Origin of the sequence: Cytobacillus sp. Hm23, from assembly GCF_051842895.1 — a bacterium.
Taxonomy (GTDB): domain Bacteria; phylum Bacillota; class Bacilli; order Bacillales; family SM2101; genus Nanhaiella.
The window spans coordinates 13,617-36,768 of sequence record NZ_JBPXRQ010000033.1 but is presented as its reverse complement, the minus strand read 5'-3'; the positions used below and the strand labels follow the sequence as shown (position 1 = coordinate 36,768).

At 34.0% G+C, this 23,152-nt stretch carries 22 protein-coding genes; 1 reads left to right on the top strand and 21 read right to left on the bottom strand.

What is annotated here, in order from left to right; translation table 11 throughout:
• Positions 1–33: 33 nt before the first annotated feature.
• The 10 genes from rplI to ACSVDA_RS17955 form a co-directional block, all read right to left on the bottom strand.
• Complete coding sequence (gene rplI, locus ACSVDA_RS18000) at positions 34–480, bottom strand: 50S ribosomal protein L9 (protein ID WP_485884886.1); 447 nt, start codon at positions 478–480, stop codon at positions 34–36.
• Positions 477–2,450, bottom strand: coding sequence for a DHH family phosphoesterase (locus tag ACSVDA_RS17995; protein ID WP_485884884.1), 1,974 nt, complete (start codon positions 2,448–2,450; stop codon positions 477–479). The genes rplI and ACSVDA_RS17995 overlap by 4 nt, the downstream gene beginning before the upstream one ends.
• A gap of 37 nt (positions 2,451–2,487) precedes the next feature.
• Positions 2,488–3,414, bottom strand: coding sequence for a YybS family protein (locus ACSVDA_RS17990; protein WP_485884882.1), 927 nt, complete (start codon positions 3,412–3,414; stop codon positions 2,488–2,490).
• A 367-nt stretch (positions 3,415–3,781) separates the two neighbouring features.
• The gene (rpsR, locus tag ACSVDA_RS17985) at positions 3,782–4,021 is read right to left on the bottom strand and encodes a 30S ribosomal protein S18 (RefSeq protein WP_214482814.1); all 240 of its coding nucleotides are present in this window, start codon (positions 4,019–4,021) and stop codon (positions 3,782–3,784) included.
• Between the two features lie 69 nt (positions 4,022–4,090).
• Entirely contained in the window at positions 4,091–4,597 is a 507-nt protein-coding gene (ssb, locus tag ACSVDA_RS17980) for a single-stranded DNA-binding protein (protein ID WP_485884880.1), read from the bottom strand.
• 55 nt (positions 4,598–4,652) lie between these two features.
• Positions 4,653–4,940: a 30S ribosomal protein S6 gene (gene rpsF / locus ACSVDA_RS17975; RefSeq protein WP_214482812.1), complete on the bottom strand. Its 288-nt coding sequence runs from the start codon at positions 4,938–4,940 to the stop codon at positions 4,653–4,655.
• 483 nt (positions 4,941–5,423) lie between these two features.
• Positions 5,424–6,524, bottom strand: a complete 1,101-nt coding sequence (gene ychF, locus ACSVDA_RS17970; protein ID WP_320259695.1) for a redox-regulated ATPase YchF — start codon at positions 6,522–6,524, stop codon at positions 5,424–5,426.
• A gap of 81 nt (positions 6,525–6,605) precedes the next feature.
• Positions 6,606–8,609 (bottom strand): molybdopterin-dependent oxidoreductase, encoded by a 2,004-nt coding sequence (locus ACSVDA_RS17965; protein WP_485884877.1) that lies wholly within the window; start codon positions 8,607–8,609, stop codon positions 6,606–6,608.
• A 77-nt stretch (positions 8,610–8,686) separates the two neighbouring features.
• The gene (locus ACSVDA_RS17960) at positions 8,687–8,884 is read right to left on the bottom strand and encodes a DUF951 domain-containing protein (RefSeq protein ID WP_485884875.1); all 198 of its coding nucleotides are present in this window, start codon (positions 8,882–8,884) and stop codon (positions 8,687–8,689) included.
• Between the two features lie 579 nt (positions 8,885–9,463).
• Positions 9,464–10,483 carry a YkvI family membrane protein gene (locus ACSVDA_RS17955; RefSeq protein WP_485884873.1) on the bottom strand — a complete coding sequence of 340 codons (1,020 nt, stop codon included), beginning with the start codon at positions 10,481–10,483 and terminating at the stop codon, positions 9,464–9,466.
• Between the two features lie 92 nt (positions 10,484–10,575).
• Here ACSVDA_RS17955 and yyaC point away from each other — a divergent pair, with 92 nt between their 5' ends.
• Positions 10,576–11,175, top strand: a complete 600-nt coding sequence (yyaC, locus tag ACSVDA_RS17950) for a spore protease YyaC (RefSeq protein ID WP_320207287.1) — start codon at positions 10,576–10,578, stop codon at positions 11,173–11,175.
• Between the two features lie 238 nt (positions 11,176–11,413).
• Here yyaC and ACSVDA_RS17945 read toward each other — a convergent pair whose 3' ends face one another.
• The 11 genes from ACSVDA_RS17945 to rpmH all read right to left on the bottom strand — a co-directional run bounded on the left by ACSVDA_RS17945 (position 11,414) and on the right by rpmH (position 22,731).
• Entirely contained in the window at positions 11,414–12,127 is a 714-nt protein-coding gene (locus ACSVDA_RS17945; protein ID WP_485884871.1) for a DUF554 domain-containing protein, read from the bottom strand.
• 83 nt (positions 12,128–12,210) lie between these two features.
• Positions 12,211–13,062 (bottom strand): ParB/RepB/Spo0J family partition protein, encoded by an 852-nt coding sequence (locus ACSVDA_RS17940; RefSeq protein WP_320207285.1) that lies wholly within the window; start codon positions 13,060–13,062, stop codon positions 12,211–12,213.
• Positions 13,055–13,816 (bottom strand): ParA family protein, encoded by a 762-nt coding sequence (locus ACSVDA_RS17935; protein ID WP_485884869.1) that lies wholly within the window; start codon positions 13,814–13,816, stop codon positions 13,055–13,057. The genes ACSVDA_RS17940 and ACSVDA_RS17935 overlap by 8 nt, the downstream gene beginning before the upstream one ends.
• A gap of 425 nt (positions 13,817–14,241) precedes the next feature.
• Positions 14,242–15,087 (bottom strand): nucleoid occlusion protein, encoded by an 846-nt coding sequence (gene noc, locus ACSVDA_RS17930; RefSeq protein WP_485884867.1) that lies wholly within the window; start codon positions 15,085–15,087, stop codon positions 14,242–14,244.
• Positions 15,088–15,193: 106 nt separating this feature from the next.
• Positions 15,194–15,910 carry a 16S rRNA (guanine(527)-N(7))-methyltransferase RsmG gene (gene rsmG / locus ACSVDA_RS17925; protein ID WP_485884865.1) on the bottom strand — a complete coding sequence of 239 codons (717 nt, stop codon included), beginning with the start codon at positions 15,908–15,910 and terminating at the stop codon, positions 15,194–15,196.
• 343 nt (positions 15,911–16,253) lie between these two features.
• Entirely contained in the window at positions 16,254–18,143 is a 1,890-nt protein-coding gene (gene mnmG, locus ACSVDA_RS17920) for a tRNA uridine-5-carboxymethylaminomethyl(34) synthesis enzyme MnmG (protein ID WP_485884863.1), read from the bottom strand.
• 48 nt (positions 18,144–18,191) lie between these two features.
• A complete protein-coding gene (mnmE, locus tag ACSVDA_RS17915) occupies positions 18,192–19,577 on the bottom strand; it encodes a tRNA uridine-5-carboxymethylaminomethyl(34) synthesis GTPase MnmE (RefSeq protein ID WP_485884861.1) in 1,386 nt (461 codons plus the stop codon).
• A 910-nt stretch (positions 19,578–20,487) separates the two neighbouring features.
• Positions 20,488–21,108 carry an RNA-binding cell elongation regulator Jag/EloR gene (gene jag, locus ACSVDA_RS17910; protein WP_485884859.1) on the bottom strand — a complete coding sequence of 207 codons (621 nt, stop codon included), beginning with the start codon at positions 21,106–21,108 and terminating at the stop codon, positions 20,488–20,490.
• The gene (spoIIIJ, locus tag ACSVDA_RS17905) at positions 21,105–21,881 is read right to left on the bottom strand and encodes a YidC family membrane integrase SpoIIIJ (protein WP_485884857.1); all 777 of its coding nucleotides are present in this window, start codon (positions 21,879–21,881) and stop codon (positions 21,105–21,107) included. Before spoIIIJ ends, jag begins: the two co-directional genes overlap by 4 nt.
• Before the next feature lie 106 nt (positions 21,882–21,987).
• Complete coding sequence (gene rnpA, locus ACSVDA_RS17900; RefSeq protein ID WP_485884855.1) at positions 21,988–22,335, bottom strand: ribonuclease P protein component; 348 nt, start codon at positions 22,333–22,335, stop codon at positions 21,988–21,990.
• A 261-nt stretch (positions 22,336–22,596) separates the two neighbouring features.
• A complete protein-coding gene (rpmH, locus tag ACSVDA_RS17895) occupies positions 22,597–22,731 on the bottom strand; it encodes a 50S ribosomal protein L34 (protein ID WP_214482797.1) in 135 nt (44 codons plus the stop codon).
• Positions 22,732–23,152: the final 421 nt, after the last annotated feature.

Here is a 23,152-nt window from a genome sequence, read left to right as displayed (position 1 = left end):
AAATCACATTTTCACTCATTTTGTATAATTAAATTATTCCTCTATTACATGAACTTTGACAGAAGCGGATACTTCTGGATGTAGTTTAATAGATACGTTTGTAAATCCTAAAGCTCTAATTCCATCCGCAAGCTCTATTTTACGTTTGTCAATTTTCATTTTATGTTTCGTTTTTAATTGCTCAGCTATTTGCTTACTCGTAATTGAACCGAATAATCTACCACCTTCACCAGCTTTCGCAGTAAATTCGATGGTGATTTTCTCAAGCTCTGCCTTTAATTTTTTGCACTGATCTAGTTCTGCTTCAGCCTGCTTCTCTTCCTTTTTTTTCTTCGCTTCTAATGAACTCATATTATTTTTTGTTGCTTCTACTGCAAGACCTTGTTTAAAAAGAAAATTTTGAGCATATCCATCAGATACATTTTTTACTTCCCCTTTTTTTCCTTTCCCTTTAACATCCTTTAATAATATTACTTTCATGATTCTTTCCCTCCATCTAAATAATCATCAAGCACTAACTTTAATTTCTGTTTAGCTTCATCAATAGTTATATTCTCTATCTGTGTTGCTGCATTTGTTAAGTGACCACCACCGCCGAGAGCTTCCATAATGACTTGAACATTTACATTACCTAAAGATCGAGCGCTAATTCCAATTACATGATCACTACGCATCGCAACAACAAACGAAGCTGTTACATCATTCATTGATAATAATGTGTCAGCGGCTTGAGCTAATAACACTTGATCATACGTTTCATCAGCATCTCCAAGTGCTATTGTTAAGCCTGATCGATAAATCACCGCTTTTGATATTAGATTAGCACGTTTTACATAATGATCAATATTTTCTTTTAATAATTTTTGAACGAGTATAGTATCTGCACCGTGAGCACGTAAATTAGATGCAGCATCAAAAGTACGTGAGCCAGTGCGAAGCGTAAAGCTTTTTGTATCTACGATAATTCCTGCTAACAAGGAAGTTGCTTCAAGCATATCCATCTTTAAACCTTTAGGTTGATACGCTAATAGCTCTGTTACAAGCTCAGCAGTAGAAGATGCGTAAGGTTCCATATAGACGAGAAGAGGGTCTTCTATGAAGTCCTCACCTCTTCTATGATGATCGATTACAACTACACTTTCCGTTTTATTAATTAATCTTTCCTCAATAACTAGGGAACTTTTGTGAGTGTCTACAACGACTAGCAATGTCTCGTCAGTAATTATTTCAAGCGCTTGTTCAGGTGTAATAAATCGAGACCATAAGTTTGTATCTTTTTTAATCTCATTAATCAGACGTTCAATTCCAGTTCCTATATCATCTTTGTCTATTACAATGTATCCATTCTTCTCATTCACTTCAGCAACTTTTAAAATCCCTATTGCTGAACCTATTGAATCCATGTCAGGGTTGACATGTCCCATTATTAATACTTGATCACTTTCAGTTACTAGTTCTTTCAATGCGTGCGATATGACACGCGCACGTACCCTCGTCCTTTTTTCCATAGGGTTTGTTTTTCCCCCGTAGAACTTCACCTTTCCATTCGTTTGCTTAATAGCAACTTGATCACCACCTCTTCCGAGTGCTAAATCAAGACTTGATTGGGCAAGTACACCTAGCTCAGGTAAAGATGAAACTCCTACTCCAATACCAATACTTAATGTTAAAGGCAAATGGTGCTTTGAAGTTTTTTCTCGAACATCGTCTAATATAGAAAAACTCTCAGTTTCTAATTGCTTCAAGATATACTCATTTAACACAGCGATAAAACGTTCGGATGATGTTCTTTTAATAAAAACCCCGTTTTCCTTTGCCCACTTATTTAATAAAAACGTTACTTGGCTGTTTAAATTACTTCTTGTTTGATCTTCTACTCCTTGCGTAACTTCATCATAATTATCTAACAAAATTACTGCTAATACAGTCCGTTCATTCTCATATTGAATTTGAATTTCTTTCTGTTCTGTTACATCAAAGAAATAGATCAGACGTTCTTCTGGCTTTACATGAACTTTAACTTTTCGTTCATAAAGGATAATAATATCATCGTCAACTTCTTGCTTAATAATTGGAATTAAGCTCTCTGTAATATCACGAAGTGAACGTCCTACTAATGTATCTTCTGGAAAATAGGAAGTCAAAAATGAGTTACTCCATTCCACATTTAAGTGTTCGTTATAAAGTAATATCCCAATAGGCATTTCAAGTAAAGCTTCTTCTCCAACTTTTTTGACTCGGTGGGAAAGAGTAGAAATATAGTCTTCTATCGATTGGTTAATTACCTTTTCGGACTTAATAAAAAAATATATAGGGATGACAAGGAGCACAAAAGCAATGATTCCGTAGATCCATTGATAAAAAGTAATAATAAGTATCATTAAAATTGAAATACTAATTATTCCATATATAGGATACCGAATTACACTCTTTTTATAGTACGAAGGCACGTTTTTCAGCTCCTAAATTTTAAGATATATGCGCCCATTAGCGCTTAGTTACTATTCTTTTCCGCAGGTCGAATCCTATATCAATTATACCTAATAATCGAATAATTGGTATAAGAAACAATGAAATGATAAATACAAACAATTGAACAACTTTGGTATAGCCTTTATGGTGTAAGAAATAAAATAATAAAGACATACCTTGAATAATCATTAGTAATTGCAAAATAAAATCAATATTTATCATTGGAAAAAATAAACTTGATTCTTCTTCTATAATAAATAACATAATGATCGTAATTAAATAATACCAAATTACACTTTTGGGCAGCATAAGATCTCGAAAAGGTGGCCACGGTTCAATACTTACATTAAAACGCTTAATAATCGGTATTGAAACAATTAACGAAATGAGCGCAAATAAAAACGCAGTCATAACAAAAAAACTCGGTATTAAGTATTGTATTAAATCTACTGTTGCTTGAAATTGCTTAAGGACTTGCTCATTTGCATCTTGTCCTAAGCCCTCCATCATATTTGTAGCCATCGCTATTGACTCATTCATCAATAATGTCATTTCATTTATGAAATCAATTTTAAAAAGCAACATCGATCCAACATAAATAAATGTAATATTAATTAAGTATATGACCGTTCCAACTAACAGTGTCATGTAATGACTTTTCTTTTCCTTTATTAAATACCCTGTAACAATACCACCACTTGCAAACATTAATGCTAGCGGTACTGCCAATATTGAACCAACGGCAATTGTTAATAAAATAGCGGGTATAATTAATATTATGCCATTTCGCAAACCATTTCTAATCGTAAAAAGCATAATTGGTAGTGGAAGAAAAAATATTGATACTGATCCAAGGAATGGTATGTACATTGAAATGAACACTAAAATAATAAAAATTGCTAGTAGTATAGCTCCTTCTGTTAATACTTTCGCATTCTTCACAGTTCCACCTCATGTTAGCTTAATTTCTTCATTTTCTTCACCTACTATATCAATTCATAATTAGTACGTAAAGTATATGCGATTGCTCAGTCTCAACAATAGAGTATGGTGCGTAGTTAACCAGCAAGCACTGAAGGCACTTCATTTCATATGAAGGCTTTGGAGTTGGATATAAACAACGTTCGTTTTACATAAGGCTGTTTTCACTCTATGACAGACATACGACAGATCGTCAATGCGCGTATTTATACTGCGTACGACATAATCACTAAAGCTATAACAGCCTGAGGAACAAAGACTTTATATAAGTATATACCTATTTAAGAAAGTAAAAAGCAGCAAGGAACCCCCGCTGCTTTAAAAATTATTATTCACCTGTAACATAAGGTAGTAATGCCATTTGACGAGCGCGTTTAATAGCAATAGTTAATTTACGTTGATATTTAGCGCTTGTGCCTGTAACACGACGTGGTAAAATTTTACCTCTCTCTGAGACAAACTTTTTAAGTACATCTATATCTTTGTAATCGATGTGCGTGATACCGTTAGATGTGAAATAACACACCTTACGACGTTTTGCACGTCCTCCTCTACGTCCTCCTGCCATTGTTCATCCTCCTTTCTATTTCAGTTATATATACACGTTCAAGTATAATCGACTAAACTACTCAGCAAATTAGAACGGCAAATCGTCATCAGAAATGTCTATAGGCTGTCCATCATTTGCAAACGGATCGTCATTTACTCGAGTAAACCCTTGATTATTATTATTATTATTACGTTGGTTCTGATTTTGTCCAAATTGCTCGTAGCCACCTTGGTTTCCTTGGTGATTATTGCCTGCAGGTCGCTGCTCGTTACCTGATCGCGGCTCTAAAAATTGCACACTTTCAGCAACTATCTCAGTTACATATACGCGTTTACCGTCTTGTCCTTCATAGTTACGTGTTTGAACACGTCCATCTACTCCAGCTAAGCTACCCTTTTTCAAGTAGTTTGCGACGTTTTCAGCTGGTTTACGCCATACAACACAATTAATAAAATCGGCCTGTCGTTCACCTTGCTGATTTGTAAATGTTCTGTTGACAGCTAACGTAAAGGTTGCAACTGCTACTCCACTTGGAGTATATCGTAATTCTGGATCTTTCGTTAATCGTCCGACAAGAATTACACGATTCATCATCAGAACCACTCCCTTTAAAGAACCTCTATTTTACAGAGTTTCTTTCAATTTATATTTATTCTTCTTCTTTTACAACGATATGGCGAATAATATCTTCACTAATTTTTGCTAGGCGATCAAATTCGTTAATCGCTTCAGCATTAGAAGCTACTTGTAAAATCATATAATAACCATCACGGAAATCATTGATTTCATAAGCTAGACGGCGTTTTCCCCATTCTTTTACTTCAGCAATCTCCGCACCTTTTTCAGTTAAAACGTTGCTAAAACGTTCAACAACTGCTTTCTTTGACTCATCGTCAATGTTTGGGCGGATGATATACATAATTTCGTATTTTCTCATCACAGTCACCTCCTTTTGGTCTGACGGCTCTCAAATGAGAGCAAGGAGCAATTGAATTAATTACTCACAATACGTGATTATAGCATATGGAGAAGAATATCGCAAGCGCCTTACAAATTTCTGATAAACATTTCGCCATTTCACATGAAGGTGCTTTTTGTCCTCCAATGAAATGGCGAAGTAACCTCGAAGAGATAGACACTCGAGCTTATTATAGTTAAATCGAATTAACACTTCTATTTACATGTAAGCACATGTTCCAAAAAAATCTTACAAAACACAATTATGTGAAGCCATTACTTTTACGTCGAGCTGTTTTCACATGATTGTGCTTGCCAACAAACAAACACGCACATAACTAACGTTCGTGACATCTTTTCTTCTATAAAGCAAAGACAATGGCTATCACCATCATCTAGCTTCTCAAATTAGGTTAAAGTAGTAACAAAGTTTACGAAAAGAGGCTAATCGATAGATACTGTTTTACACATTAAATCGAAAGTGAATGACATCTCCATCTTGAACAATATACTCTTTTCCTTCCAAGCGAACATTACCAGCTTCCTTCGCCGTTGTCATAGAACCTGCCGCTAAAAGGTCGTCGTATGACACTGTTTCTGCTCGAATAAAACCACGTTCAAAATCTGTATGGATGACCCCTGCACATTGCGGAGCCTTCATTCCTTTACGGAAAGTCCATGCTCTAACCTCCTGAACACCAGCTGTAAAATAAGTAGCTAGTCCAAGTAAGCTATAAGTTGCACGAATAAGTTGATCTAGGCCTGATTCTTCTATTCCGAGCTCTTCAAGAAACATTTCTTTCTCTTCCCCTTCAAGCTCAACAATCTCAGATTCAATTTTTGCGCATACTACGATGACTTCTGAATTTTCTCCTGCTGCAAATTCTCTAACTTGCGTTACATATTCATTGTTTGAAGGATCCGCGACTTCCTCTTCACTGACGTTCGCCACATATAGAATAGGTTTAATCGTTAATAAGTGTAGCCCTTTAACAATTTTCATTTGCTCTTCAGTAAACTCAACTGAACGTGCTGGCTTTTCATTTTCAAAAGTTTCCTTCAGCTTCACAAGCACCTCGTGCTCGTACATCGCTTCTTTATCTTTCTGCTTTGCCATTTTGCCAACGCGATCAATTCGTTTATCTACAGTTTCTAAATCTGCTAAAATTAGTTCTAAATTAATTGTTTCTATGTCTGCAATTGGATCCACTTGACCAGACACATGAGTAATATTTTCATCCGCAAAACAACGAACAACATGACAAATAGCATCAACTTGTCGAATATGAGACAAAAATTTATTACCTAAACCTTCACCTTTACTTGCTCCCTTAACAATACCAGCTATATCTGTAAATTCAAATGCTGTAGGTACAGTCTTTTTCGGCTGAACAAGCTCCGTTAATTTCTCCAAGCGATGATCAGGTACTTCTACTATGCCTACATTAGGATCTATTGTACAAAACGGGTAGTTTGCTGATTCAGCTCCCGCTTGAGTAATTGCATTAAAAAGCGTAGATTTACCAACATTCGGTAGACCCACAATTCCTGCAGTTAAAGCCATTGTAATTTCACTCCTCTTATATATCCGCTATCAATTCAGTCTTTCCCAATTATAGTGATTCCTAGTTAAAAAAACAAGGAGTTATATTTTTTCAATCGCTACAACACAATCAAACAAAGTGCTCCCCATCCCATTATCTGAAATACGATTTGGAGTGAGCAAATTAACACTTCCACCAAACTTACTCCACTGACCTTCATCTATATTAATTGTATTGCGATGTGCTTCTTTCAAAATTCGCACACGTCCCTCTAGTTCTCCACGTTCATTAAACACTTTAACAAGATCATCTTCTTGTAGTCTTTCTTTTTCAGCAACATCTTTTGATACCTCTACCTTAATTTCTTGCATAGAATCAATAAGATGATAGTGTTGCGAATGATTTGATCTCAACGGATGAATGGACAACAAAGTATATGGATATTTTCCAAGGAGATCTGGATTTTTTTGTTTTGATTCAAGTGGATAATCAATTCGTAACCGGCCATCAAAACCTTTATGGATTGCTTGTGATGAAGTAAATTCATACTTTCCACTTGCTGTCATAAATTTCTTATCACTCCAAGGAACATGATCAATAGGTAAAGGTAAATGATCATACTTTCTTAATCTCTCAAGTGTAATACCTTTTGTAACTAAATCTCCTAACCCAATATTAATAAATTGTTCTCTATTAAATGCAAAATCATCTGCAAAACCTAAGCGTTTTGCCAACTCTGTCCATATCATTAATTCTGATTTCACTTCACCTGAAGGCTCGACTAATTTGGGACCATAATTCACGTAATGATGATACATAGACGAATAATACACGTCCTCTTCTTCAAATACGGTCGTAGTTGGTAATACATAATCAGCCATCTGAGCAGTATCAGTCATAAATTGTTCTACAACAACTATCGTGTCTACCTTTGAAAAAGCTTGTTTCACTCGATTTGTATTTGGTACTTGTGTAACTGGGTTTCCACATGTAACAAAGACCATTTTAATAGGCGGATCATTAGCTAAAAGAATCCCTTCTGCTTGTTGCATCATTGTAAACGTCCTTTTATGCTGTCTGCGATTTGTCAATGACAGTGCATTTATGTCAAAGCTTTCACCGACTTGCTTATTAGCAAAATTCACACCTCCACCAGGAATACCGATATTACCACTTATTGCAACCAAAGCATCGATCAAACGGATCGTATTCCCTCCATTTGTATATCTTTGCATTCCTAAACCTAAATAAGTCATTGTTGGCTCATTCGCATATATATGAGCTAATTTTGTCATAATATCTTTCGATACATCTGTATGCTCTTCAAGTTCATCTAGTGTTTTTTCTTCAAGTATGTTCAGTAAATCACTATAGCCCAGCGTATGGTCATCAATAAATTGTTGATCTTGTAAATTGAGGCGCACGATCTCTTTCATAATACCTATCGCTAACAAACCGTCCATACCAGGCTTAATCGAAACATATTCATTACTTAATTTTGCAGTTGCATTTGACATTGGATCAATAACTATAATATTGGCACCTTGCTGTTTGGCTTTGGTTAAATTAGCGTATAAATGCATGTTCGTACGCGCTACATTTCTACCCCAAATCACTATATTTTTGCTATTAAATACATCATCTGGACTATGACTGTATGAATCACCGAAATCCCAAGTTTGTGCTTCTATTCCTGCTCCCCAACAAATACTACCTGTTAGTTCCGTTACCCCTCCATAGCAATTAAAGAAACGTTTATCAAGGTTTGTTAACAATCCACTATTTGAGTAATCATGGCTATGAAGTACTGCTGTCGTACCGTATGTTTTTTTAATAGCAGCTAGTTTATTAGAAATTTCATTTAGCGCTTGCTCCCATGAAATTCTTTGAAACGTCCCATTCACTTTTTTTAGTGGATATTTTACTCTTTCATTAGAATTCGCTCGGTGTTCAAGCATCCTACCCCTTCCACAAATTTTACCTTTTGTAATCGGGTGATCTTGATCTCCTTCAATTTTTACAACCATATTATTTTCAACTGTTACTTCAAAACCACAACTATCCCAACAATTTAACGGACAAGCTGTTTTATACTTTACTCTCACCTTCGTATCACCCTTATAAGAGGTTATTTCAAATCAGCATGAATTTTTTTACTAACTAAAGTACGGATAACTTTAGATTACTCCTCATATTTTTCAATAATTTTTTTCATTTTACGTGTAAATTCTTTTCTTGGAAGCATTACACTATGTGCACACCCTTCACATTTAATCCTAATGTCCATACCCATACGGATAATTCTCCATCTATTCACACCACAAGGGTGTTGTTTCTTCATTTCAACGATATCATTTATTCCAAATTGTTTATTTTCCAACTTACACTATCCTTTCATACATCTATTTTCGTTGATTGTTGTTTTTCGTTCACTAATATAAGCGCGCATACACCTAACGATCGTGGCATCTTTTCTTCTGTACATCGATGATCAACAACATAAAACCATTTTTTATGGTGCTAATTTGAAACCAATAGCAACAATGTTTACGAAAAGAGCCTTTGTGATCGTCGTTTTCGCACTAATTGTTACTTTTCGTAATTAGAGCTAAGTACGATTATAACTAACGTTCGTGGCATCTTTCCTTCTGTACATCGATGATCAACAACATAAAACCATTTTTTATGGTGCTAATTTGATACTAATAGCAACAATGTTTACGAAAAGAGCCTTTGTGATCGTTGTTTTCGCACTAATTGTTACTTTTCGTAATTAGAGCTAAATACGATTATAACTAACGTTCGTGGCATCTTTCTTTCTGTACATCGATGATCAACAACATAAAACCATTTTTTATAGTACTAACTTGATAACAATAGCAACAATTTTTACGAAAAGAGCCTTTAATATTCAGGAAACTATTTATAGTAAAGTCGATACTACTATATTACCAAGTTTTCATTCCCATTTATACCGATTTGCAATAGGATGAATCAATATTGCTGCAAGCAAATATAAATTTATGACACCATAGATAGGATAGAGAACAGATACTAATGTAGCAAATCCAAATGACGTAAACGGAATCATAGTAATTAAAGTTAACAATGCAAGGAGCCAAAACGGGAGCTTTATTTTCTTTCGAAATCTCGTTGTTAAACCGAATATGCCAGAAGCAGCAGTTGTATAAATGGCTGACCATAATAAAAATGACATAATAATCAACATGGCATATGGAAAGTATTTTAATACTCCAAATAACGGAATCTCATAAAGTATCATTTCACTAGCTATTTGTAATAATGACTGATTATAAATAAATGAAATAATCCCTAATAATAAGCCACTCCCTATACTTGCAATCCATGCCTCACCAACCTTTTTTATTTCTTTACCAATTGCTGAAAGAACAGCAACTAAAGGTAGAATATTTAATGCTGTAAAAGTAAATGCAGACGGCCAATTTGATTGTTCATTTAGATTGAGATTAATACTTTGGCCATTCTTATATAAAAAAAGAAATAATGTTACCATCAAACTAATAATTAAAATCGGTAGAATAAAAATATTAATGGATACAATTCCTTTTAAATCCCATATAAACAAGAATACAAGCATGAAGCAAAAAATTAATATCCCTATCCAATATGGAATCTGCAATATTTCTAGTGTAGCTCCTCCACCTGCAAGCATAACAACAGTAGTAGTAAATAAATATAATATTATCATCCAATCATATGCTAAAGATAATCGTTTACCTACTAGTCTTTGCAAGACAGGTAGAAAATGTTCAGATTGCTCCTCGTAACTTATTTTCATAATGACAAAGCAACTAATGATAAATATTAAAGTAAAAATGATGATAGCAAGTCCACTTTCTTGTCCAAAAAACTGCCATATCTCTCTTCCAGATGCATAGCCTGCTCCAATCATTGTGCCTAATATTAAAAACATCCACTTCAATCCAGACTTTATCATACCCATGCTCCCTCTTTTCATTTAACTATTTTATGTATAGTTTTAATTTTTCCTCCGTATACTGTTACTACTATTACAAAGGAGTGAAAGCTATGAATCTTAAACCGAAATTTTTAAATATTGTTAATGAAAGTACTCGTGTGTCTCATGAGGATGGTCACGCAATTAATAGCTTAGCAACAAAACTCCTTTCCTCCTTACCACAAGAAATTCAGCAACCAATTGTATTCGTCTGTATTGGTACCGATCGATCAACTGGTGATTCACTTGGACCATTAGTAGGTTCAAAACTTGAGGAAAAGAATTTGACTCATTTTCATGTATATGGAACGTTAGAGGATCCTATTCATGCTGTAAATCTAAAAGATAAGTTAATAGAAATTAATAACGCTTACCGGAATCCATTTATCATTGGTATTGATGCTTGTTTAGGGAAATTAAATAGTGTAGGTTATATTTCAATTGGAGATGGACCTGTTAAACCAGGTGCTGGGGTAAATAAAGAATTACCTGCAGTAGGCGATATTCATATGACGGGAATTGTAAACGTGAGTGGATTTATGGAGTTTTTTGTCCTACAAAATACTAGATTACATATTGTCATGAGTATGGCTAAAACAATTGCAAATGCCATTAATGAAGCCCACAACCAATATAGTTTAAAAGAACTATCATCTAGGTTCCTTCGCTAGTTCGTATAAAAAAAATCCTGCACCATATAAAAAAAGTACTTGGTGCAGTCATCAATAACTTGTTGGCTGTTTTCGCATAGATTATTATTTGTCATACTAATAATTAAATAAGATAGTGACATCTTTTTTTCTTCTAATTTAGGAACTATAGCAACAAAGTTTATGAAAAGAGCCAACTTGTTATAATATTGTTGCAAGAATGGTTTTGTAGTTACAATTATCAACAAGATTCATTTATTTACGGTAAAATTGGCCAAAAATACAATACTGTCACAAATAATGATACAAACAACAGACTTGGCAACATGTTTGCAACACGGATTTTTGTTATCCCTAACATATTTAGTCCTATAGCGATAATCATTATACCACCTGTTGCAGTGATTTCTACGATGAGTAATTCCATCAACTTTGGTGGTATCCATTTGTCGATTTGAGTAGCAAACATTGCTAATGAACCTTGATAAATAAACACTGGTATAGCAGAAAAAATTACTCCGACACCTAATGTTGTAGCCAATACAAAGCTAGTAAATCCATCAAGTATTGATTTAGTAAATAGTATATTGTGATCGTTTCTTAATCCACTATCAAGTGCACCTAAAATCGCCATAGCCCCTATAACGAATATTAATGTTGCCGTCACAAAACCTTTAGCAACTGTACCTTCATCCTTTGTCCCTATTTTATTTTCTAGCCATTTACCTAACAAATTTAATTTGTCATCTAAGCCCCAAAGTTCACCTAGTATTCCTCCTAGAGCTAAACTTAAGATTACAAGGATAAATTGTTCACTTTTGAGTCCCATCTGTATTCCTAATATGAAGACGGATAAACCAATCCCTTGTAAAACAGTCGTTTTCACTCTCTCTGGAATTCTTTGCATGAACATTCCAAATAACGTACCAACAACAATTGATACACAATTAATCACAGTTCCAAGTAATACCATTTCATATCCCCTTCTGGTTGCATTCACTATAATATAAAATAACTAATAAAAAAAAGCCACCGTTAATGATGGCTCGTTGAAAATCATTTTGTTGGTGTATCTAATATATCTAATATTCTTTCTAAATCTTCCTCTGAGAAAAACTCAATTTCAATTTTTCCCTTTTTCTTATTTTGTTTTATGACAACAGGCGTCCCAAACCGATCACGTAATATTGATTCTCTTTCCCTAATAAAGATGTTCTTTTCTTTTTTCGGCTTAGATGTTTCACGTGGAACATCTTTATTAAGTTGTTGAACTAATTGTTCTAGCTGTCTCACATTTAATTGTTCATTTATCACTTTTTCAGCTAGTTTTTTCGTCTTTTCTTTATTTTTTAAGCCTAGCAAAGTCCTCCCGTGTCCCATTGTTAGTTTCCCTTCAGAAATGAGCACTTGAATTGATTTAGGAAGAGCTAACAAGCGAAGATGGTTTGCGATATGAGGGCGACTTTTTCCTAACCGCTGTGCTAACTGCTCTTGTGTAAACTCTAATTTATCAATTAAAGTTTGGTAAGCTAGTGCTTCTTCGATAGGAGTTAAATCCTCTCTCTGTAAATTTTCTAATAGAGCGAGTTCCATAATCTGCTGTTCTGATAAATCTCTAATAACAACTGGTACAGTTGATAAATCAGCCTCTTTAGCAGCCCTAAATCGACGTTCACCTACAACAATTTCAAACCCTTTAATGCTTTTCCTAACAATTAGTGGTTGTAATATTCCGTGCTGTAGGATAGACTCTTTTAGTTCGTCGATTGCCTCTGGTTGAAATGTTTTTCGAGGTTGATATGGATTTGGTCTTAACTCGTTAATTTTTACCTCTTGAACAATTTCTTCATTTCCCACATCCATACTTGCAAATAGAGCATTAATACCTTTTCCAAGACCTTTAGCCATTTGCAACCACTTCCTTTGCTAGATCTAAATAAACTTCTGCTCCTCTTGATTTTGGATCATATATGATAATTGGTTCACCATGACTAGGTGCTTCACTTAACCTTACATTACGTGGAATAATCGTCCGATATACTTTATCTTGAAAGTACTTTTTCACTTCATCAATTACTTGAATCCCTAAATTTGTTCTAGCATCTAACATTGTTAGTAGAACCCCTTCAATAGTAAGTTCAGTATTTAAATGTTTTTGAACAAGTCTAACAGTATTAAGAAGCTGACTTAAACCTTCAAGGGCATAATATTCACATTGTACAGGTATTAACACTGCGTCAGAAGCAGTTAAAGAATTAATAGTTAATAATCCTAGGGACGGTGGACAGTCAATAATTATATAATCATATTGGTCTTTAATACGTTCTAATGCCCTTTTTAAGCGCACTTCACGTGAAATAGTAGGAACAAGTTCTATTTCAGCACCAGCAAGCTGAATGGTCGCAGGTATAGCATACAAGTTTTCAACTTTAGTTGGGATTGTGACTTCATCTGCATCAATATCTTCAACTAATATATCATAAATACACTGATCTACTTCTGCCTTTTCAATCCCTGCTCCGCTAGTTGCATTTCCTTGTGGATCAATGTCTACTAGTAAGACCTTCTTACCTATGTATGCTAAGCAAGCACCTAAGTTAACAGAAGTTGTAGTTTTCCCAACTCCACCTTTTTGATTAGCAATTGCAATTGTTTTTCCCACGATGTCACCTACCTTTAATTGAACATCAATTTTACCACTTCACTATTTTATCATGAAAATATGCTATTTTACTGTAATTTCGCAAAAAAATAAAACTCTTCCTCATATTACTATTACTTATTTGTCTAAAATAATGGTTTTTGAATTGGGGTCTATTCATGAAATTAGCTAACGAGAAGTTTTTTAATGTAGCTATGTTAGCATTGTACAGGAGAAAAGGTATAGTTATACATATATTTTCTTAACATTAGTAAAAACAACTCTATAGCTAAAGAAAAGGCTTTTCTCATAAGCTTTGTTGTTATTACTAACATAGTAGGATGAGGGTTTATCCGAGCTCCATCACTTAATCGTGACAAAGGTGGTACGAACTCATTTTCATAGTAAAAAACAACGAAAGAAATAAAACCTCATGAGATGAAGTTTTATTTCTTTGGTATTTTTATTGTAAACTGATAGTATTCATCGAATTCTTCTTCTTCAGCATCTATAGATAATCCAGTGTCTTCAACCATAGATAACGATTGACGTATTGTATTTACGGCAATTCTCATATCTTTACTAAAAGCCTTTCTACTAGCCTTCTTTTTAACATTTGATTGCTCTAATAGTTTCACAACACGATCTTCTGTTTGCTTAACATTAAAATGTTTCTCAATAATTTCATGTAATAACTGAATTTGTTTTCTTGGATCTTTTAATGCAATTAATGCCCTTGCGTGGCGTTCGGTAATTTTCTTTTCCATTAAAGCTTGCTGTATTTCATTTGGAAGCTTTAACAAGCGTAATTTGTTTGCAACTGTTGATTGACCTTTTCCAAGACGTTGAGCTAACGCTTCCTGAGTTAAATTATGTAATTCTAGTAATTTGGAATATGCTGTCGCTTCTTCTATTGCTGATAATTCCTCGCGTTGTAGGTTTTCTATTAAAGCAACAGATGCTGTTTCAGTGTCATTGAAGTTTTTTATTATAGCCGGTATCGTATCCCACCCCAATTGCTGAACAGCTCTCCATCTACGTTCTCCTGCAATGAGTTCATATTTTTGGTCATCTAATATACGAACGACTATTGGTTGGATAATTCCATGTGTTCTAATCGTTGAAGCCAATTCTGAAATTTTTTCTTCTGCAAATACCGACCGAGGCTGATATCGGTTTGGGATGATATCCGTTACGTGCAATTGTTTAATTTCTTCATTTTCTGTTGTTTCGATAATTTCTCTTTCTTCTTTTTCACTTAGTCCAAAGATTCGTGAAAAATGATGTTTCATATGATACACACCACCTTTTAGAAACTCCTCAATTAATATTCTCTATAAAAGGATAAAGTTCCTGCTATTACATTTTACTATTAAATGTTTCACGTGAAACATTCCATTATTCAATCGGTAACTTGTTTGGTGTTCCTGGCTTTCTTGGATATTTTTTTGGTGTTGACTTTTCTTTCTGAATAATAACAATATTTCGTTCACTATTTTCAATTGGTAATAAAAAATGATGAACATCAATTAGTTTACCACCTAGAGTATTTATTGCTTTTGATCCGTTCGTTAGCTCTTCTGTTACTGAAGAAGCTTTTAATGCTAAAAACACGCCCTCTTTTTTAACTAATGGCAAACATAATTCACACAATACTGACATACGCGCCACTGCTCGAGCAGTTACAACATCAAAGCTTTCTCTCATTTCTGCTTTTCTTCCGAAGGTCTCAGCGCGATCGTGATAAAAGAAAGTATGATCCAAGTGCAGCTCATTAGCAAGATGCTGTAAAAAGCTAATTCTTTTATTTAAAGAATCAACAATCGAAATTTTCAAATGCGGAAAACATATTTTTAAAGGAATACTAGGGAACCCTGCACCAGCACCTACATCACAAATTGACAGGTTTTTAGTAAAATCAAAATGAAACGCAGCTGTAATTGAATCAAAAAAATGCTTCAAATAAACTTCTTGTTTGTCAGTTATGGCTGTTAAGTTCATTTTATTATTCCACTCAACTAATAACTCATAGTACAGCTCAAATTGTTGTAATTGTTGAGAGGATAACTTTATTCCTTGTTCATTCAGCATGTGCTGAAACTGTTCAATATTCATAATCAATTCCTTTCATTGCACAATTTCTCTGCTAAACATGTCAAACGATGTTATCATAACACATTCGACTTATACAATGAATAGCTATTCTACTTGTTAAATAATTGTTTGACATGATTCATTATCAAGGCTGTTTTCCCCGTTGTTTGTTGTTTTTCATATTAGGATATAAACTTGTATACAACTAGAGCTTTTGGCACCTTTTCTTCTGTAACATGATTCACAAAATTTACGTAAAGAGCTTTGTATAAAAGCTCCCCTTTATCTCCACAGATGAACACAACTATTTTTCCATTAGTGATGATAAAGGGACTTATATAGGATTAATGAAGTCTGCAAGGTATTATTCGTTCGACACTCTAGCTATTCTTCCTTGCTCAATATATACTAATAAAATTGAAATATCCGCTGGATTAACTCCTGAAATCCTTGATGCTTGCGCAACAGACAAAGGTCTTACTTCATTTAATTTTTGTTTTGCTTCATTTGCAATCCCAGTAATCATATCATAATCAATGTTATCAGGGATTTTTTTATTCTCCATTTTCTTTAAACGTTCTACTTGTTGTAGTGATTTTTCTATATACCCTTCGTACTTAATTTGAATTTCAACTTGTTCAGTGACCTCTTCATTTAATACTTCTTCGTCAGGAGCTAAAACTGTAATGTCTGAATAACTCATTTCAGGTCTTTTTAATAAATCAGATGCACGAATCCCATCCTTTAGTTCACTACCACCAGCATTTTGAATATGTTCCTGAACTATATCACTAGGTTTAATAATAAATGACTGCAAGCGTTTTTTCTCTAGTTCAATTGCTTTTTTCTTAGCAATAAAATGTTGATATCTTTCTTCCTGAATAAGGCCAATCCGATACCCTATATCTGTTAAACGCAAGTCGGCATTATCATGTCTTAATAATAGACGATACTCAGCTCTTGAAGTCAATAATCTGTATGGCTCGTTCGTTCCTTTCGTTACTAAATCATCAATTAAAACACCAATATACGCATCAGAACGACTTAAGATTAATTCTTCTTTTCCTAAAGCACGATTTGCTGCATTGATTCCAGCCATGATTCCTTGACCTGCCGCTTCTTCATATCCTGAAGTTCCGTTTATTTGACCTGCAGTGTATAGGTTTTGTATGTTCTTCGTTTCTAATGTAGGCCATAATTGTGTAGGAACAATCGCATCATACTCAATTGCATAGCCTGCTCTCATCATTTGGACATTTTCAAGTCCAGGGATTGTGGAAAGTATTTGTTGTTGCACATCCTCTGGTAAGCTAGTAGATAATCCTTGTACATATACTTCCTGCGTATTTTTCCCTTCAGGTTCTAAAAAGATTTGATGACGTGGTTTATCATTAAAACGGACAACTTTATCTTCTATTGAAGGACAATAACGTGGTCCTGTCCCTTTTATCATACCTGAATACATTGGAGAACGATGAAGATTATCATCGATTATTTTATGTGTATGCTCACTTGTATACGTTAACCAGCAAGGTAATTGGTCAGCCATTTCTTTTACAGATTCATATGAAAAAGCTCGAGGAACTTCATCACCTGGCTGAATTTCAGTTTTACTATAATCAATAGAATGACTGTTTACACGAGGTGGTGTCCCTGTTTTAAATCTAACTAAATCAAATCCTAGTTCCTCTAAATGTTTAGATAAATTAATGGATGGTTGTTGATTGTTTGGTCCACTAGAATATTTTAAATCACCTAAAATGATCTCTCCTCGTAAAAAGGTTCCAGTTGTTATAACAACGGTACTTGCTTTAAAAATTGCACCTGTTTGAGTGATAACACCAGTACACATTCCGTCTTCTATAACTAATCGTTCAACCATCCCTTGCATTAATGTTAGGTTCTGTTCGTTTTCTAACGTTTTCTTCATCTCATGTTGATATAAGAACTTATCGGCTTGAGCACGTAAAGCTCTTACTGCTGGACCTTTCCCAGTATTCAACATTCTCATTTGAATATATGTTTTATCAATATTTTTTGCCATCTCACCGCCTAAAGCATCAATTTCACGAACGACGATGCCTTTAGCTGGCCCCCCTACAGAAGGATTACAAGGCATAAAAGCAACCATATCTAAATTAATAGTAAGTAGCAAAGTTTTAGCTCCTAGCCTTGCTGAAGCTAAACTAGCTTCACAACCTGCATGGCCTGCACCAATAACAATTACGTCATAATGACCTGCTTGATACCCCATTTGAGTACCCCCTTTATTCGATATTTTTTCTTGTTGTTTCCGCCTCGATTACTTGCCAAGACAAAATTGAGAGAATAACTGATCGATTAGACTTTCATGCACTGCTTCACCGATAATTTCACCTAAAAGTTCCCAAGCTCTTGTCAAATCTATTTGAACGATATCAATCGGTACTCCACTATTAATGCTATTCACCGCATCATCAATAGCAACTTTAGCTTGTGTTAGTAGCGATATATGACGACTGTTAGATACGTAAGTCATATCTTTTGACTCTATGCCTCCCTCAAAGAATAATGAAGAAATTGCTTCTTCTAGCTGCTCAATCCCTTCCTCCTGTAATAAAGAGGTAGATACGATGGGATAATTATTTGCTAATTCTTTTACTCGAGTCATATTAATTGTTTGAGGTAAATCTGTCTTATTAATAATGACAATTACATCCATACCCTCTACGGCATGAAATAGCTGTTCATCATCAACGCTAAGCTCATCATTTGAGTTTAAAACTAATAAGATAAGATCTGCTTCCTTTAATTTTTCTCGGGAGCGCTCTACACCCATTCTTTCGACGATATCTTCAGTTTCACGAATCCCTGCAGTATCAACTAACCTCAGAGGCACTCCTCTTACATTGACGTATTCCTCAATTACATCACGGGTTGTTCCAGGTATATCTGTAACAATTGCTTTATTCTCATGAACCAAACTATTTAATAAGGAGGATTTTCCTACATTCGGTCTCCCTATAATTACAGTAGATAAGCCTTCTCTTAAGATTTTTCCTTGTTGAGATGTTTGGATTAGCTTATGAAGCTCATGTTGTACATTACTCGCCTTTGGCAATAATAACTGATGAGTCATTTCTTCAACATCATCATATTCAGGATAATCAATATTCACTTCTACATGTGCCAAGGTTTCCAAAATATCTTGTCTGAGTCGATTAATTAGCTTTGATAAACGCCCCTCCATTTGGTGTAAAGCAACATTCATAGCACGATCTGTTTTGGCACGTATTAAATCAATAACTGCTTCAGCTTGTGATAGATCTATTCTCCCATTCAAAAATGCACGTTTCGTAAATTCTCCCGGTTCAGCTAAGCGAGCTCCACCTTTAATTACGGTCTGTAATACGGTATTGACGGAAACTAAACCACCGTGGCAATTTATTTCTACTACATCTTCACGAGTAAATGTTTTTGGCCCTTTCATTACTGAAACCATTACTTCATCTATCGTTTCATTATTTATCGGATCTACGATATGGCCGTAATGAATTGTATGAGAAGGAACCTCTATCAATTTTTTATCTGAAGGTCCTTTGAAAATGGAATCTGCAATACTTAGCGCTTCAGCACCGCTAAGCCTCACAATCGCAATTGCTCCCTCTCCCATCGGAGTAGAGATTGCCGTAATTGTATCAAAGTCCATTCTTTTATTCACCGCTCTCTTAACATAAAATAACAAGCATTATTTATTATTAAGCTATTTTCGCAATGGTTGTTGCTTTTCTAAGTAAGTTATAACCACGAGCAAAAACTAAAGTTCGTGACATCTTTTTCTGTAAAAAACGAATACAAACGTTTCGTCACCATTTCTAATTGGTGATAATAGCAATACAGTTTACAAAAAAAGCTTTTATAAAACAGCAACAATCACATAAAACCTCGTTTTCTGATGTAATTTAGTCATTTTAGCAACAAAGTTTACGAAAAGAGCCTAATTAATATGACAATAAATATATTTAAAAACGTTTCCCTAAATTTTAAGAATACCATATCTTCAATTATCTACAAAGATATTTGTATTATCATTTCCCTAATATCCACATTGAATAACAAAACCTAGATGATTATCAGTTATCCACATGTGAATAAGATCTCTAATCATTTATTTTATTACATGACTTCCAGTTATCTTTATGTAGATTTGTTTGACATTGTTGTTTCTTCTTTTGTAATGGCTGTTTTCACATTAATTGTTGTTTTTCGCATTAAAAAAGAACACCTGAACAACGATGAATAACATTAAAAAACCACTTTTTTGTACTAATTTGATAACAATAGCAACAATATTTACGTAGAACAGCACAATTGTCATTATATTAAAATAGAGAAAAACTATGAATTTCAGTAGTATATTTCTACTAGTAATGGAAAACAGCCTTACAATAGCGATGAAAGCACAGAGAGTAATAATTAGTAATGTTTGTAAAATAAAAAAAGCGACTCAATTTTGAAGACATGAAGCAATCCATTACCATTTATTGTAAATAAAATAACGTGTAGTTTATAAACAATAATGTATTATTGCTTAGGTCTCCTATGAGCCACTAATGTACTTATTTTATCGGACTAATTACTATATGACGATGAGGATCAGAACCTGAAGAATATGTTTTAACTTTATCATTAGTTGCCAATGCAGTATGAATAACTTTACGTTCATATGATGGCATTGATTCAAGTGATATATCCTTCCCAGTTCGAAGTGATTTTTCTGCTAAACGTTGAGCTAACTGATACAACGTTTCTTTTCTACGTTCTCGATAATTTTCGGCATCAACAATAATGTTTAAATAATGGTCTGCATATCGATTTGCAACTAATTGTGTTAAATATTGAAGAGAATTAAGAGTTTGTCCTCTTTTTCCAATTAAGATTGCTATTTTTTCACCTGACAATTGGAAGTTAACATATTTCCCTTCTTGTTTAACTTCAATTTTGACGTGAACACCCATATTTTCTGTAACTTGTTGAAGGAAATGCTGAGCTTCTTCGACCGGATCATGTAATTTGGTAACTTTTACAACTGCTGGCTTAGTGCCAAAAATACCAAATAGTCCTTTTTTGCCTTCATCGATGATATTTATTTCAGTGCGGTCTTTTGTTGTTTTTAACTGTTCTAGAGCTGATTGTACTGCTTCATCGACTGATTGGCCTGTAGCAGTTATTTGTTTCACTTTTTCTTTTTCGCTCCTCCCGCAATTTCAGATGTTTTTATTTCTGGTCCTTTAATAAAATATGTTTGTACAATCATAAATAGGTTCCCAACTACCCAATATAAAGATAATGCTGCTGGAAAGTTTAGTGCAAAAATAATGATCATAATTGGCATAATCCATAGCATCATTGCCATTTGTGGATTTTGATTTTGAGTACCTGCCATCATCATTTTTTGTTGAATAAAAGTTGTTACCCCAGCTATAAGAGGTAATAAATAGAATGGATCTGCTTCACCAAGGTTAAACCATAAAAATTCATGCTGTTTAATTTCTACAGTTCTCATGATTGCATGGTAAAAACCAATTAAAATAGGCATTTGTATGATTAATGGGAAACATCCCGCTAATGGGTTTACACCATGTTTTTGGAATAGCTGCATCGTTTCTTGCTGAAGTTGTTGTTGAGTTTTTTGATCCTTAGAGCTATATTTTTCACGAAGCTTTTGCATTTCTGGCTGTAATGCTTGCATAGCTTTCGAGCTTTTTGTTTGCTTAATCATTAACGGTAAAATTACTAAACGAATCAAAATTGTTACGATAATAATCGATAATCCATAATTATTATTCATTAGTTCTGCTACAGATGTTATTAACCATGATAGTGGATAAACGATATATTCATTCCAAAATCCGGTACTTTCTGTCGTAATTGGCTGGTTTACCTCAGTACAACCTGATATGATAGCGACTAAACCAATAAGACCAATTACTAGAAGAATTCGCCTTTTCAATCAAATTTCCTCCTCAAATATTATTCAATTTGATCTTTTATCTGATAAAAGTTTAGATTTATGACCACTAAGTATTGTAACATTTTTTAAACAAAAATTCCCTTGCTTATTTTCCACTCTTTAATATTTTTGCTCTTTTACATACATGGTGCAGACTACTTTTTATTTCCGCATAATCCATTTCAGCAGCTGGTTTTCTAGCAATTATAACGTAATCCATTTCAGCTTTTAGAACATCTTTCGAATCGGTAAACACTTGTCGAATCAGTCGCTTTATTCTATTTCTAGTTACAGCATTTCCAATCTTTTTACTTACAGACAAACCAATTCGGAAAAAATCTTGCTCTGGTTTTTCAAGTACGTAAATTACAAATTGACGATTAGCAAAGGATTTTCCCTGTTTAAAAACTTTTTGAAATTCATCATTTTTTTTTATTCGATACTTTTTCTTCATTTTTATCCCCCTGTAATTCATAGGGTTTAACATTATGATGCGCAAAATTAAGAAAAGCCTACGAAATCTATCATCCTTCCGCCAAAGACTAAAGCTAGATATTTATGAATAGCTTTAGTCGGCCGCTTTAAGCGACAGCTATAAGTCAAGCTGATAGATTTTGGAGCTAAATATTGTTAATGCTCAAGCATGAATAACACTCCAACATAATGTATATACTTTCTTATCTAATTGAAAAAAGACCACTGACATTTCAGTGGCCTAAGCTGATAATACTTTTCTTCCTCTACGACGACGACGAGCTAAAACCTTACGTCCGTTTTTAGAGCTCATTCGACTACGGAATCCATGTACTTTGCTCCGCTTACGATTATTTGGTTGATAAGTTCTTTTCATTATATGACACCTCCCTGAGGAATAGCTGTTAAAGACAGTCTTACTAATTATAGAGAAGAAACATATTAAATGTCAACCTATCATTTTAACTTCTATATTTTTTTAAAATTGACATACTTTCTCACTTTATTAAAGTTATAAAACATTTCTGTGGACAACTTTTTTACATTAATTTTTGTTCTTCTACAGTTATCGACAGCATTTACCCAATATCTCCTTATGTGGACATTTTTTTTAAACAACCTGTTAAAGTTGTGGATAAGCTACTAAAAAGCATTGCAACTATTATATTTTTTTGTTATCATATTTGTGTTTTCTATCTGTGAATAATTTATTTTATAATTACGTTATCCACAAAATGTGGATAACGTGTGGATATTTTATTAAAGGTTGTTTAAATACTTGTCCACAAGTATGGGGA

Excerpts from the sequence above, each read along its gene's own strand:
- ACSVDA_RS17945 (WP_485884871.1), bottom strand. The coding sequence starts at position 12,127 with ATGGTATTACTTGGAACTGTGATTAATTGTGTATCAATTGTTGTTGGT.
- ACSVDA_RS17955 (WP_485884873.1), bottom strand. The coding sequence starts at position 10,483 with ATGATAAAGTCTGGATTGAAGTGGATGTTTTTAATATTAGGCACAATG.
- ACSVDA_RS17940 (WP_320207285.1), bottom strand. The coding sequence starts at position 13,062 with ATGGCTAAAGGTCTTGGAAAAGGTATTAATGCTCTATTTGCAAGTATG.
- ychF (WP_320259695.1), bottom strand. The coding sequence starts at position 6,524 with ATGGCTTTAACTGCAGGAATTGTGGGTCTACCGAATGTTGGTAAATCT.
- rpsR (WP_214482814.1), bottom strand. The coding sequence starts at position 4,021 with ATGGCAGGAGGACGTAGAGGAGGACGTGCAAAACGTCGTAAGGTGTGT.
- rplI (WP_485884886.1), bottom strand. The coding sequence starts at position 480 with ATGAAAGTAATATTATTAAAGGATGTTAAAGGGAAAGGAAAAAAAGGG.
- mnmE (WP_485884861.1), bottom strand. The coding sequence starts at position 19,577 with ATGGACTTTGATACAATTACGGCAATCTCTACTCCGATGGGAGAGGGA.
- rpsF (WP_214482812.1), bottom strand. The coding sequence starts at position 4,940 with ATGAGAAAATACGAAATTATGTATATCATCCGCCCAAACATTGACGAT.
- mnmG (WP_485884863.1), bottom strand. The coding sequence starts at position 18,143 with ATGGGGTATCAAGCAGGTCATTATGACGTAATTGTTATTGGTGCAGGC.
- rnpA (WP_485884855.1), bottom strand. The coding sequence starts at position 22,335 with ATGAAGAAAAAGTATCGAATAAAAAAAAATGATGAATTTCAAAAAGTT.
- ssb (WP_485884880.1), bottom strand. The coding sequence starts at position 4,597 with ATGATGAATCGTGTAATTCTTGTCGGACGATTAACGAAAGATCCAGAA.
- noc (WP_485884867.1), bottom strand. The coding sequence starts at position 15,087 with ATGAAACATCATTTTTCACGAATCTTTGGACTAAGTGAAAAAGAAGAA.
- rsmG (WP_485884865.1), bottom strand. The coding sequence starts at position 15,910 with ATGAATATTGAACAGTTTCAGCACATGCTGAATGAACAAGGAATAAAG.
- yyaC (WP_320207287.1), top strand. The coding sequence starts at position 10,576 with ATGAATCTTAAACCGAAATTTTTAAATATTGTTAATGAAAGTACTCGT.
- rpmH (WP_214482797.1), bottom strand. The coding sequence starts at position 22,731 with ATGAAAAGAACTTATCAACCAAATAATCGTAAGCGGAGCAAAGTACAT.